The organism is Neobacillus sp. B24, from assembly GCF_055381825.1.
Map to the genome: position 1 here is coordinate 943,709 of NZ_AP035777.1, position 13,054 is coordinate 956,762.

Consider the following 13,054-nt stretch of genomic DNA (forward strand, 5'->3'; position numbering starts at 1 on the left):
CAATGTCTGATGACGCGTTTGAGTGGATTATCCTCTTAGAAACGTCATGGTAGGAGGTTTCATGACGCGTTTGAGTGAATTTTCCTCTTAGAAACGTCATGGAAGGATGTTTCATGACTCATTTGATTGGATTGTCCTCTCAGAAATGTCATGAAAGGATGTTTCATGACTCATTTGATTGGATTATCCTCTCAGAAACGTCATGAAAGGAAGTTTCATGACGCGTTTGATTGGATTATCCTCTCAGAAATGTCATGAAAGGAAATCTCATGACGAGCCTGAGTGAATTTTCCTCTCAGAAATGTCATGAAAGGAAGTCTCATGGCGCGTTTGAGTGAATTTTCCTCTCAGAAATGTCATGAAAGGAAATCTCATGATGCGTTTGAGTGGATATTCCTTTCATAAACATCATAAACTACTTTAACAATCGTTCTTTTAAATATCAGAAGGATGGTCCTAATCTCTGCTGTGAAAATATGCCCTGAGCACTGTCCCGTGGTGAATATTTGATTGACAATTGACTGAATTTAAATTATTATCGCTATATTAATAGATTTAAAAATATTTTTCTTCTTATCCAGAGAGGTGGAGGGACTGGCCCTTTGAAGCCTCGGCAGCAGGTTCGTATGAATACTGTGCCAATTCCATCAAGCGTATGGCTTGAAAGATGAGAAGGGGGTTATTAGGCTCTCTTCTTTGAAGAGAGTTTTTTGTTTTTTTATAAATCCAACTTAGCGAATAAGAAAACTAGAGAATGAGAACAGCAGAGGAGAGAACAGAGATGAAATATGGTTTTTGGTTACCGATTTTTGGAGGCTGGCTGCGGAATGTAGATGACGAGAATATGCCACCAACCTTTGACTATGCGAAAAAAGTCATACAGTCAGCTGAAGACTGGGGATACTCAACGACACTGATTGCTGAATTATATTTAAATGATATTAAAGGACCGGAGCATGATTCTCTTGAAGCCTGGTCCACCGCAGCGGCACTTGCTGCCGTGACAGAGAAAATAGAAATCATGACCGCGATTCGCCCAGGTTTTCATAATCCTGCTGTGACAGCAAAAATGGCCGCCAATATTGACCGTATCAGCAACGGCCGTTTTACGCTTAATGTTGTTTCGGGTTGGTGGGCAGAAGAAGCGCGTCAATATGGCGGCATTTTCACCGAGCACGATGAGCGTTATGCTCGAACCGAGGAATTTATTGATGTGCTAAAAGGGTTATGGACAGAAGAAACCTTTAATTATGCGGGCCAGTTTTACGACTTAAAAGACACGAAGCTTGCTCCGAAACCAGTTCAACGACCGAACCCGATTCTTTATGCAGGCGGTGAAAGCGAAAAAGGTAAGCAAACGATTGCCGAAAAATGCGACGCTTACGTGATGCACGGTGGAACAATAGAAGAGATTGAGCAAAAAATTGCTGAAATGAAGGCACGCCGTGAACAAACTAACAATGAACCATTTAAATCTTTCGGAATGGCAGCCTATGTCATTTGCCGTGAAAGTGAAGAAGAGGCTTTTGCTGAGCTTGAAAAAATCACGACGGTGAAGGAGTCTAGCGCGTATGCCGGCTTTAAAGACTTCACAACCAAATCACAATTAGAGCAGCAGATCCAATTACAGGATTACTCGGTTTCCAATCGCGGTCTGCGGCCAAACCTGGTAGGAACACCGGAGCAGATAGCCAATCGAATTTTACAATATGAAGAAACCGGCTTAGACTTATTGTTATTACAATTTTCCCCGCAACTGGAGGAAATGGAGCGCTTCGCAAAGCAGGTTATGCCGTTAGTGGAACAAAAACGCAGTTTAATAAACAACTAGAAACAGGAGGCCGTAAACATGAGCAAAGTATATGTCATCCATGAAAATAGTGAGTGGACCGTCCATTTAACAAAGAGATTAGAGGAGCTTGGTGTTCCTTATGAAGAATGGCATTTAGATGAGGGTACATTAGATTTATCGGCACAACCTCCCGAAGGAATCTTCTATAGCCGCATGAGTGCTTCTTCCCATACACGTGATCATCGTTTTGCCGCTGAATTTACTGGACAGGTATTAGCTTGGCTAGAAGCGCATGGCCGCACGGTATTAAATGGAACGAGTGCTCTAAAGCTGGAAGTGAGCAAGGTTTTACAATACTTAGAGTTAAATAAATATGGTGTGAAGACGCCAAAAACGATTGCCGCAGTTGGCAAGCAAAACATTTTAAAGGCAGCGGAAAGCTTTTCTGGACAGCCCTTTATTACAAAACATAACCGTGCCGGAAAAGGTTTAGGTGTGCAATTGTTCCAAAGTATCGAAGCGTTAAAAGCGTATGTGGAAGGACCAACGTTCGAAGAACCGGTCGATGGCATTACACTGATCCAGGAATACATTGTATCTCCTGAAAGCTACATCACCCGCTGTGAGTTTGTCGGAGGAAACTTTGTATATGCCGTCAAGGTGGATACTTCGGAAGGATTCCAGCTTTGCCCGGCGGACGCCTGCCAAATTGGCGATTTATTCTGTCCGGTAGGAGAAGAAGTGGAAGAGAAGCCAAAGTTCCAAATCATTGACGGGTTTGACGACGAAATTTTAGAAAAATATAAAAAGGTGTTAGCTGGTAATGGGGTTCAAGTGGCTGGAATCGAATTTATCCGAAATGCTGACGGTGATATTTATACGTACGATATTAATACCAATACCAACTACAATTCTGATGCAGAAGCAAAAGCCGGCAAATTCGGCATGCTCGAAGTTGCTTTATTTTTAAAAAAGACATTGGAAGAAAAGTACGCAGCCACAGCAACGGTGTAATTTGGTTGAACTAAATATAGATTAAATGTAAAACTGAGCTGCCATAATCGGCGGCTTATTTTTGTTTACAGCATAAAATTTATTTTTGAAATGGTAGATGCTTACTATCGTCAGTTCACTAGAATATATTATTATATATGTACATCCTGATTCTCCACTAAGTAAGGGCATAAATAGAGTTTTGTTTTTTCTTAATAAGATTAGTAAATTAAAAGAGACCATAGGAGATTACTAAATGTTTAAAGAATGGAAAAAGATATTACTGCTTGCTATACCTTCGATTGCATCATTTGCTTCATCGACACTGACAGGAACCATTAATCTCATATTAGTCGGCCAATTAGGGGCTCTTGCGATTGCAATCGTAGGTGTTTCCAACATTATCATGTACAATGCCTGGGCCTTATTTTCAGGAATCGGGCATACCACCAATTACCTGGTGGCACAAAATTACGGCTCCAACACCATGAAAAAAGGGGTTGAACGCACTTATATCGCTTTTTATCTTTGTATAGTGGCGGCAGCATTGGTCTTATTAGTTGGTTTATTGTTTCCAGAAGCCATTTTTAAGTTGTTGGGAAGCTCGCCTGAAATGATTCGTGAAGGGAAAGGTTATTTAGAATTTCGTTTCTTTGCGATGGTCTTTTCCATCTTCACCTTTGTTATTCATGGATTTCTCCGTGGGATTGGGGATACCAAAACACCGATGATCAGTACGATATTAGGCGGAGCCTTCATGATTTTTCTTACCTTTGGATTAACCTATGGACATTTTGGTCTTCCTGAATTAGGTCTGGTGGGGGCAGGTATTGCATTTTTTACAGGTGAGTTGGTTACGTTTCTATTTTGCGCTTACATTTATTTCATAAAATTACATCCAACCTATGAAACACGCAAAAGAATTGCTTTCAACCCTGCAGAATCAAAATTAATTTTTGGAGAAAGTGCAAAGTTAGGCATACAGGAATTTTCGATGGCCATGGCCATGTTTGTCTTTACCGCATTTGTTACGAGATTAGGAACCAGTGCGTTGGCAGCAAACGAAGTGGCCTTAAGTGTCATGAGTCTCGGATTCATGCCCGCTTTTGCATTTGGATCCACCGCAACGATTCTTGTCGGACAAGAAGTCGGACGAGGTAAACCTGTATTAGGAAGGAAGGCAGGGACGAATACTGCCATTTTAGGATGTATTTTTCTATTGATTTTGGGTGTGATTGAATTTTTTTGGGCAGAGCCAATTGCAAAGATTTATACCCACGATGTCCAAGTGTATAAAATAGCCGCAGAATTAGTGATGATTTCGGCATTTTTGCAATTGTTTGATGGCCTATTAAATTTTTACGCCGGCGGCCTTAGAGGCATTGGCGACACAACCTTTTTATTAAAAATCTCACTGTTATTAGGGTGGTTATTCTTTGTTCCACTTAGTTATGTGCTTACTTTTATGTTAGATTGGGGCAGTGTAGGCGCGTGGGTCTCCTTATACTCCTATCTCGCGGTGTTTGGAATCAGTGTCATGGTTCGCTTTTATCGAACCGATTGGGATACCATTCAGTTAAAATCGGTTGAACATGAATTGCAGGACCATGTTGTCTAAAAATGGAACGATCGAACAAAGGGAAGCACAGGTGTACTTTTAACTTTGATGGGGAAAATGGGGGGCGATTGTTGAAAGACAATTCGGTACTTAGAATAGCATTTGTACTTAATATCCCAGTCAAATTTCATTCTGATGTGTATACACTTAGTGATTTTAAAATTATTTTAGAATAACTTTGTAATGAAATTAACATATGGCTGTGATGAGTCTGTTATCCCTTTCTAGTATAGTGAAGTTATCAAATCACACTAGGAGGAAACAATCATGCTAAAGAAACTCATCATCGCTTTCACTATTTTTGCTTCTTGTGGCACTTTGTTCGCCGCCAAGGGTGATAAAGCGGAAGCGGCATATTATCATACAAAAGCAATCTCTGTTGCAAAAGCAAATATGGGGGTTCCCTATAAATGGGGCGGGATTTCGCCGAGCGGTTTTGACTGTTCAGGTCTTGTGAAGTATTCATACGGAAAAGCGGGCAAAACACTAAATCGCACTGCTGCTCAAATGTACTATGGAAACGGATATCGACCATCTAACTTGAATATCGGTGATTTATTGTTCTATGCACCGAATAAAGCAAGTGCCCCAACTCATGTTGCCATCTATATCGGATACGGAAAAATGATCATGGCATCTTCCTCAAAAGGGGTCATTGTAACAAATACAAGCAATCCATATTGGCATGCTAGATATATTGGAGTAAAGCGAGTATAAAGATCATCATAGCGATGGTCTTTTTTATTTTTAAAAAAATATTAGTGAAAAAAAAGCTACTTACTTTGGAGTCACTGGTGAACAAATAACAGAACCGCTGCAACTGTGTTAGAAAATGTTATTATTTGATGATTTTTCACATATTTTTCACATTTTAAACTTGTAAAGGTTAATATAGTATTTTAAAATTTTTGTATTAAGGGCACTTTTACTGCTATTAAGGGAGGTCCAAATATGTTACCAATTGAACGCCAGCAACAATTGTTAGAATGGTTAAATACTGAAGTCACTTTATCTATTACAGAGATAAGTAAGCGTCTTAATGTATCCGAAATGACCGTTTACCGGGACATAAAGCCTCTGGTAGAGGAAAAAAAAGTTATCAAAACTTCAGGTGGAATAAGTTTAGGGAAAATAGGAAAAGTTTCTTCAACAGCATGTACATATTGCTTCAAGGAATCAAATAATCGGCACCCTGTTCAAATAATTACTCATGATTTAAGGGTAGAACAACTATGCTGCCCACACTGTGGTTTATTAAGATACAAAGATATTGAAAAAGATGTCTCACAAATCATTTGCCGGGATTTCCTTCATGATACGACCATCAGTGCTAAAATGGCATATTTTTTAATGGACGCAGATTTTAATTTAAGTTGCTGCCAACCACAAGTATTATCTTTTGATTTATTAAAGCATGCTGAGCAATTTCAAATCGGATTCGGTGGAATCCTTCTTCGTTTCGACGAGGCCATTGAAGAGATACAAAAAAGAATGGATGGACTCACGGGTTGTGGGTGTAATAAATGAGAGGTTTAGTAGAATGAAAGTAGCAAAAAGCCTCTTAATACTAATGGCCGTAATATCTGTGTTTGTTCTTTCATACCCTACTTTCCCTTCAGCTCATGCTTATATAGTAAAATCGAGTCCGTCCGAAAACGAAATACTTAGTCAACCGCCCAAGAAGGTTTCCATACAGTTTGATGAAACGATTCAACCTTCTTTTAATTCAATTCAAGTGTTTGATTCAAATGGTAAACAAGTGGACATGAAGAATGGGCGGATTAATCCCAATAATCAATCTATTATTGAAACTGACTTAAATGGAAACCTTCCAAACGGCACATATGTCATACAGTGGAAAGTTGTTTCAGGTGATGGGCATCCAGTTGAAGGGGTTATTCCATTTCAAATTGGAAACGGAAATAACAAAGAAAGTAGTCCGTTAAACGTTCAGAAGTCAAAAGGATACATGCCTGGGTTGGATTTAATTAGTATACGTTGGCTTCAATATATTAGTAATGCATGTTTTATTGGAATACTATTCTTTTCCCTTTTTGTCTTACCGAAAGAATTGGGACAAGAAATAAGGGTAAAAAATACCTTTGGTAGATTAATCATGTATTCGTTCGCAGCCCTATGTTTTAGTATAATTATAAGTTTGCCTTTGCAAGCTACTATTGAATCAGGCTTACCCTGGACCAAGGTTATCAATACCGAAGTCCTAGGGGATATGCTCACGAATAGTGTATTTGGTAAAGCATGGTCTACCCAGATTATTATGATGTTAATTCTTTGGCTGCCAACTTTCCTAATATGTTATAAGCCATTTGATACAAAAATATGGGTTTGGATTTCCTTTATAATTGCAATTGGGATTTTGAAGACCAAGACATTAACTAGCCATGCCGCTTCATCAGAAAATGGTATCCTTGCCAGAGGTATGGATTTATTTCATTTGCTTTCTGCTTCCATTTGGATTGGAAGCATAATCGCTCTGATTGCTTTGATTCCCTTAAGTAGAAAAGATGAAACAAAGAAATTTTATATGGATGCAGTACGAAGGTTTTCAAAATGGGGAATTATTATCGTTGTAGTTTTATCTGCCACAGGGGTTTACGGAAGTTTGTTATATATTCCAAACTTTCGCTCGCTTTTATTTACGGATTATGGAAGGGCTTTGTCTGGTAAGATTATTCTCCTAGTGATTATGATGGCATTCGCTGCCATTAATTTTATAAAAGGGAAACGAAATAGTGAGGGTGGAATTGCACGTTCTCTGTGGGGAGAATTAATGACTGGAATAATTGTTCTTGTTCTTTCTGTTATATTAACTAATTTACCAACGGCAATGGCTTCCCCTGGACCAATAAAGGAAGCTAAAAACGTTGAACATGGTAATAGGATTACATTTGAAGCAACTCCGAACGTTATAGGTAATAATACATTTCAAGTGACACTACAAGACCACAATGGTCGTCTCATTAAAGATATAGAACAGGTAACACTTACCTTTACGTCCCTTGAGATGGATATGGGTGACGACACCATAACATTAAAAAAAGTCAAAGAAGGCATTTATGAATCCCAAGGGATGAATTTCAATATGGCGGGTCAATGGCAGGTGAAAGTTCACGTCCTGACCCAAGATTTAGAAACCCTGGATACTACTTTTAAAGTTTTTGTAGGTAGTATTTAAATGAATGATAGAGGAGAAATGAATGATGAAGCTTACAATTAATAAGATATCTAAAGTGTTTTTACCAACTGTTTTAGGGTTATTTTTATTTTCAAGTGTCGTAAGTGCCCATGTTACAGTTGTACCACAGACTTCAACAACGGGTGCATGGGAAACTTATACGGTTAAGGTTCCTGTTGAAAAGAACGTAGCAACAACGAAGGTTACGATTAAAGCGCCTGCCGGGGTAGAAATAAAGTCTTATCAGCCTGTTCCGGGATGGAAATATAGTGATGAAAAAGATGCTAATGGAATCGTAAAATCATTTACATTTGAGGCAACAGGAGAAGGGATTTTGCCTGGTCAATTTCAACAATTCACGTTTGTTGGGAAAAACCCGGAAAATGCTGCAAAAGCAGCTTGGGATGCCTTCCAATACTATAAGGATGGCAGTGTAGTAGAATGGACAGGTGATGAAGGAACTGATTCGCCTCATTCTATTACTGAAATCGTTGCTGGAACATCAACAGACGGTCATGATGATACAGCTAAAACGGAAGAAACTAAAAAAGAAGAACCAAAAACAGAGGTTGCAAATTCTGATACTGATAAATCAGATTCTCTTCCAATAATCTTATCCGCAGTTGCAGTATTACTTTCATTAGGTGCCTTTGTTCGTACATTCCGTAGAAAGTAATCAGTTAAAAAAATGACCTATTCATAAACATGAATAAGTCATTTTCTTTTTTGCTGAGGGAAATCAACAAGTGCAATTTTTATTATCTCTGTGAAGGATTGTACTTATACAGGGGAGTTGATTCCACGAAGGGTTAACGCTTCTTCTTTAAGTTGAACTTTATTGAGCGAAGCAGGATAGTTAAACAATCGGAGGCCGCTCCTCCTATTGTTAATGGATATGATGATGCATATTGCTAGGTGGTCCACCCCCGAAACTTCCATTCATGAATAATAAAATAACCCCGACAGCGATTAATAGAACCGCCCAGATTAAATCAAAGTTGACGAAGTATTTTCGTATTTTTATCAGACCGATATGATAAACCAGCACAGAAACAATCACCATTACGGCCAGCATGGAAAGTTCATGAAAAATGTAGAGAGGGATAATGTCAGCGATACTATCCGCCCCTAAAATGAACGGTGACAACAGCAGGCCAGAACCATGGGTCGAAGAGGCCAAGAACGACCATAGTATGAGCTGTACGTACCCTACCTTCAAGCCGCCCTTCCACTTAAAATGCCGAAAATACCGAAACAAACGGTATATCCCATAGCCTAACACGATACAGGCCATGGCAAGATGAACGTAGCGCAACGGAAACTGAAACCGTGCATAGGTCTGCAATAGGACAATGACGCCGTCCCCCAGTATTTGGCCCAAACCAATTGGGGCAGCAGCGTAAAACAACACCCGGCGGTCTCCCCGTTGGACCGCAAGGAATACTGCAAACAGCCAGCCCATGGCCGGATTAAGTCCGTGAAAGGCACCAAGCAGGGCTGCTAGCAGGATTTGACTTCCTTCAGAAAAAGCTTCCATGTCCCTAACCTCCTATCACGGATAACAGAAAGTATCAGTAGAGCAATCCCCGCCCTCAAGCCTGATTTGATGTGCTCTCCCATCATCTAGCTGCAGGAGAAAGTTAGGATCAATTTCCATTCCTCCGTTAGGATGAATATCCACTTTTACTACAGCACCACTGATGCCATCCGGGTAAAATTGATCGTCCCAGGTGCTATAGAGAGAATTGGTAAAATAGAGTCGTTTTCCGTCACGGCTTAGTTCGACCATCTGCGGACCGCCAGTCATCCATTTTCCGTTTGGATGTGGTTTTGGATTGACGATTCCTCCAATGTTAACGGTACCAGTCAGTTTTGGGTTGAACGGATCACTGACGTCATATTGTCTCAGCTCTCCGGCAGCCCAGCAAGGAACATAAAGAAACCGGTCATCAAGCGAGAGTACGATATCCGTCACTAAAGGAGGTACGGCCCCAACTCCTTTCAGTGCCGGCGGCAGCTGGTCTGGATCGGCTGGAACTGCCGGAATTTCAATGATTTTCTTTGCCTTCCATTCACCGGCCTCTTGGTACCAAGTCCAAATCGAGCTGGCCAGATTGGTCACATCAATCACTACGCTGGCAAACCCATAGGTCTTTTTCGGATTATGAGCGGGACGAAGCTCCAGCACCATTTGATGCTGATCGCCAAAATCGATCTCGCCGATATGCTTTCTGGAGCGACTGTCAAAGAAATGGATACGATGACCATATTTACGGTCTAATAAGGCCTGCAGATCAAGGCCGTCTTCAAAAAGATCAGGTGTGGCCCATTCGCTGGTTATCGTGACGTCATGGGCAATATGCCACCAAAAATCATAGGCAAAATGCTGTGGCCCGCGATCGATTTCCCAAGCCCCTAATACATTAAAATTAAAATGGTCTAACATAAGGATTCCGCCAGGGCCGCCATTACCTTCGCCAGAACCAAGAGCACTGATGAAAATGCCTTCCGGTCCGCAATGGACGGTATGCAAACGGCTATAGCCGGTGCGCTCCTTGATCTCCTCAGGCTCGATCGTCCTCGCGATTGTTGGATTCTTCGGGTCCGGTTTTGTATCGATGATATAAATCCGGGAGGAGCGGATACCAGGTACAATTAAATAACGCCGTTCCAGTTGAGGATGAAAGGCGGTCGGACATAGGGCCGAACTGCAGGCATTCCACCCGAAATGATGTAATTCGTCCTCCTCTTCGCCAGGCAGGACTAATTTATTTATTAACTGGCCATATGTGGCCGAATCTAGGTCCAAATCAATCACACCAATAGCATCCGGCTTCAATAAGGCGACATAAGCAAGTTTCTCAGGAGGTGCCTCCATCGCGGACTTCGCTGATGGATAAAAAGACTGATCCGTACCAAACCATTTTGACATGTACATTTCTCCCCTCATAATCTAAAAAATCCCAAGCCCAAACAGGTGACACAAGAAAATAGGACTAAACATTGCCAAACCGCCACCTCTTTCTAATCATATTTCTCCCATTAAAATAGTATGAAATAAATTTGAAAAAGGACCAGGGGGACGGTTCTTATAGGGGACAATCGGAAGTTTTGCGCGTAAAAAGGCACAGCTAGTGAACTGAACTAGCTGTGCCTTAGTGCTTTCTAATGAAACGCGTCCATTTGCGCAAAATTTTTGATTGCCCGAGAAGAATGAAGTCGCGGCCCCCTTCTCTATGGGGATTCAATCTTTTTCTTACCCTATTAATTTTTGTTTTTTCTTCTATTTTGAATCTGCTACCAGCGTTCCTCTTTGATTTTCATTGTTTTTGGGTAAACTTTCCCCCTCCCCACTGAAGAGGCTTTTTAAAATGGTATTCAGTTTTTTCTGCTTAAGGCAGCCCGTCTGATACGGCAGCCACCAGGTGTGCTTTTTTACAGGAAGGACATAAAGTGATGTCTTTCCCAATAAGTTTAGAAACTATTTCAATGGTACTAAGTCCTTCAAAAGCTGGTTTGTAGACTCGGCTTTGGGTTAAAATCCTGCAGATTCTTAGTTTGGTTTTCTTATTCCGGTTGGCCAGTATTCCGTAATGCCTGATTTTCACTAATCCCTTCGGGAGAATATGCATGAGAAATCGGCGAATAAATTCCACACCTCTCATCGTAATAGTGTTTTTCCGACTATTGTCCCGATAATTTTTTGCCCGAAAGGTGACAGTATCTTTACCAATTGAAATAATTCGTTGATTGGAGATCGCGATTCGATGAGTATAACGGCCAAGATATTGCACCACTGCCAATGGACCTGAGAAGGTTCTTTTCGTATAGCTATACCAGTTTATTGAATAACATTTGTCTATTAACCGCTGAAATTGTTTTGGATCTTCGTAACTCTTTGCCTCGTTATAAAACTGGAGTCGGTTCTGTTCATAATATTGCTTTAAAAAGTATAGATACTTCCCACGGAATTTCTTAGATAACACTTTTACAGGGATGAAAAACTTATGACTGGAGTTACACCAGCGATTTAGTTTGTTTAATCCTCCAGCCAATACCACGGTATGAATGTGAGGATGATAATGCAAATTTTGACCCCAAGTATGCAAGACAGAAAAAAAACCGATTTGGGCTCCCAAATATTTAGGGTCTTGGGCTAGTTCCGATAAGGTCTCCGAGACGGCTTTATACATTAAATCATAAAGTAGTTTCTGATTATGATAAATTAACATGTGCAGCTGTTCCGGCATGGTAAAAACCACATGAAAATATGGGGCGTTAAGGATATCCTTTTTCCTTTTATCAATCCAGACCTCTTTTGTCACCCCTTGGCACGACGGGCAGTGCCGATTCCGGCAAGAATTATAACTTACTTGAGTATGACCACAATTATGACATCCATAGGCATGGCCACCGAGGGTGGCCGTTCTGCAGTTCATGATTGCCCTAGCTGCCTTGGCTTGCCCTTTTGATGGTCTGTACTTTTCTACATACATGGGATAGAATTTCCGAAAAATTTCTTGGATTGTACTCATGCCTTATCCCCTCCGGTATCTAAGGGGCTCTTGATTCCCATGACACTCTTGGAGGTCATATGCAGGTACGTTAAAGTAGTTTTCAAACTCTTATGCCCAAGCATCTGTTGGATGAACACTGGTTCCACCCCATCTTCTAAAAGATGCGTGGAAAAACAATGTCTAAGTGTATGAGCAGAAATATTCGGATCAAGTTGAAGCTTGTCTTTTAACTTAATTAAGGTATTTTTTATCGTTTTGACATGAATAGGGTCCGACTTATCTCGACCTGGAAATAACCAATCATTCCGTGTATAATCTTTGGAAAAGTAATGTTTAAAATATTCCCTCAGCACTATCAGTGCTGTCTCGGATAGAATGGTATATCGATTGGTATTGTGTTTAGCGTTTTGGACGCGAACTCGCATACTCTTACTATCAATATCGCAAATTTTTAATTTAGCTACTTCGCTAACTCGAAGTCCACTGCCGTAAATTAATGCAAGAATGGCTTTATGCTTCAAGTTATTGGTTGAATTTAATAGTAAAAGAACTTCTTCTTTAGGTGGGATGACAGGGAAACTTTGGGCTCTTTTCATCCTCGGAACCTTAATAGAATTCCATTCCTTTTCTAAAACATAGGTATAGAAGAACTTAATCGCAGAAATGTAATTATTAATGGTTCCTGGGGATAGACCCTTGTCTTTTTTGAGGTAAAGGATGTATTGTTGGACATCCTCCAAGGTCATTTCTTCTATGGGTCTAGTGTGTTCCTGCATATAACTCAGAAAAGCGTTCATTCTGCGCCAGTACGATTCTTTTGAGGAATCCGGGGTGCCCTTAAGCTCAAAGTATAACTCCACTTTTTGTTCATATTGATTCATGATGTTTCCTCCTGATGTTGATTAATAGCTAAGTAATAGATCAATAATCAGAAGGCA

The 13,054-nt window shown here is 40.4% G+C and carries 11 protein-coding genes and 1 riboswitch; of the genes, 7 read left to right on the forward strand and 4 right to left on the reverse strand.

The window, feature by feature from the left end; translation table 11 throughout:
* Positions 1-570: 570 nt before the first annotated feature.
* A riboswitch (SAM riboswitch) is annotated at positions 571-674 on the forward strand.
* A gap of 107 nt (positions 675-781) precedes the next feature.
* From ACZ43M_RS04550 to ACZ43M_RS04580, 7 genes are all read left to right on the forward strand, one after another.
* A complete protein-coding gene (locus ACZ43M_RS04550; protein WP_464506248.1) occupies positions 782-1,831 on the forward strand; it encodes an LLM class flavin-dependent oxidoreductase in 1,050 nt (349 codons plus the stop codon).
* Positions 1,832-1,849: 18 nt separating this feature from the next.
* Positions 1,850-2,806: an ATP-grasp domain-containing protein gene (locus ACZ43M_RS04555; protein ID WP_464506249.1), complete on the forward strand. Its 957-nt coding sequence runs from the start codon at positions 1,850-1,852 to the stop codon at positions 2,804-2,806.
* A 235-nt stretch (positions 2,807-3,041) separates the two neighbouring features.
* Positions 3,042-4,403: an MATE family efflux transporter gene (locus tag ACZ43M_RS04560; protein WP_464506250.1), complete on the forward strand. Its 1,362-nt coding sequence runs from the start codon at positions 3,042-3,044 to the stop codon at positions 4,401-4,403.
* 267 nt (positions 4,404-4,670) lie between these two features.
* Positions 4,671-5,120 carry a C40 family peptidase gene (locus ACZ43M_RS04565; RefSeq protein WP_464506251.1) on the forward strand — a complete coding sequence of 150 codons (450 nt, stop codon included), beginning with the start codon at positions 4,671-4,673 and terminating at the stop codon, positions 5,118-5,120.
* Between the two features lie 234 nt (positions 5,121-5,354).
* Complete coding sequence (locus tag ACZ43M_RS04570) at positions 5,355-5,930, forward strand: DeoR family transcriptional regulator (protein ID WP_464506252.1); 576 nt, start codon at positions 5,355-5,357, stop codon at positions 5,928-5,930.
* Positions 5,931-5,943: 13 nt separating this feature from the next.
* Complete coding sequence (locus ACZ43M_RS04575) at positions 5,944-7,599, forward strand: copper resistance CopC/CopD family protein (protein ID WP_464506253.1); 1,656 nt, start codon at positions 5,944-5,946, stop codon at positions 7,597-7,599.
* Between the two features lie 25 nt (positions 7,600-7,624).
* Positions 7,625-8,275 carry a YcnI family copper-binding membrane protein gene (locus tag ACZ43M_RS04580; RefSeq protein WP_464507953.1) on the forward strand — a complete coding sequence of 217 codons (651 nt, stop codon included), beginning with the start codon at positions 7,625-7,627 and terminating at the stop codon, positions 8,273-8,275.
* Positions 8,276-8,485: 210 nt separating this feature from the next.
* Here ACZ43M_RS04580 and ACZ43M_RS04585 read toward each other — a convergent pair whose 3' ends face one another.
* From ACZ43M_RS04585 to ACZ43M_RS04600, 4 genes are all read right to left on the reverse strand, one after another.
* Positions 8,486-9,136: a hypothetical protein gene (locus ACZ43M_RS04585; protein WP_464506254.1), complete on the reverse strand. Its 651-nt coding sequence runs from the start codon at positions 9,134-9,136 to the stop codon at positions 8,486-8,488.
* 15 nt (positions 9,137-9,151) lie between these two features.
* Entirely contained in the window at positions 9,152-10,531 is a 1,380-nt protein-coding gene (locus ACZ43M_RS04590) for a selenium-binding protein SBP56-related protein (RefSeq protein ID WP_464506255.1), read from the reverse strand.
* 460 nt (positions 10,532-10,991) lie between these two features.
* On the reverse strand, positions 10,992-12,134 hold the full coding sequence (locus tag ACZ43M_RS04595; RefSeq protein WP_464503642.1) for an IS91 family transposase: 1,143 nt from the start codon (positions 12,132-12,134) through the stop codon (positions 10,992-10,994).
* Positions 12,131-12,997 carry a tyrosine-type recombinase/integrase gene (locus ACZ43M_RS04600; RefSeq protein WP_464503641.1) on the reverse strand — a complete coding sequence of 289 codons (867 nt, stop codon included), beginning with the start codon at positions 12,995-12,997 and terminating at the stop codon, positions 12,131-12,133. Before ACZ43M_RS04600 ends, ACZ43M_RS04595 begins: the two co-directional genes overlap by 4 nt.
* Positions 12,998-13,054 lie beyond the last annotated feature (57 nt).

Coding starts and splice junctions, on each gene's coding strand:
- ACZ43M_RS04570 (WP_464506252.1), top strand. CDS start 5,355: ATGTTACCAATTGAACGCCAGCAACAATTGTTAGAATGGTTAAATACT.
- ACZ43M_RS04590 (WP_464506255.1), bottom strand. CDS start 10,531: ATGTCAAAATGGTTTGGTACGGATCAGTCTTTTTATCCATCAGCGAAG.
- ACZ43M_RS04555 (WP_464506249.1), top strand. CDS start 1,850: ATGAGCAAAGTATATGTCATCCATGAAAATAGTGAGTGGACCGTCCAT.
- ACZ43M_RS04595 (WP_464503642.1), bottom strand. CDS start 12,134: ATGAGTACAATCCAAGAAATTTTTCGGAAATTCTATCCCATGTATGTA.
- ACZ43M_RS04565 (WP_464506251.1), top strand. CDS start 4,671: ATGCTAAAGAAACTCATCATCGCTTTCACTATTTTTGCTTCTTGTGGC.
- ACZ43M_RS04560 (WP_464506250.1), top strand. CDS start 3,042: ATGTTTAAAGAATGGAAAAAGATATTACTGCTTGCTATACCTTCGATT.
- ACZ43M_RS04600 (WP_464503641.1), bottom strand. CDS start 12,997: ATGAATCAATATGAACAAAAAGTGGAGTTATACTTTGAGCTTAAGGGC.
- ACZ43M_RS04550 (WP_464506248.1), top strand. CDS start 782: ATGAAATATGGTTTTTGGTTACCGATTTTTGGAGGCTGGCTGCGGAAT.
- ACZ43M_RS04580 (WP_464507953.1), top strand. CDS start 7,625: ATGAAGCTTACAATTAATAAGATATCTAAAGTGTTTTTACCAACTGTT.
- ACZ43M_RS04575 (WP_464506253.1), top strand. CDS start 5,944: ATGAAAGTAGCAAAAAGCCTCTTAATACTAATGGCCGTAATATCTGTG.
- ACZ43M_RS04585 (WP_464506254.1), bottom strand. CDS start 9,136: ATGGAAGCTTTTTCTGAAGGAAGTCAAATCCTGCTAGCAGCCCTGCTT.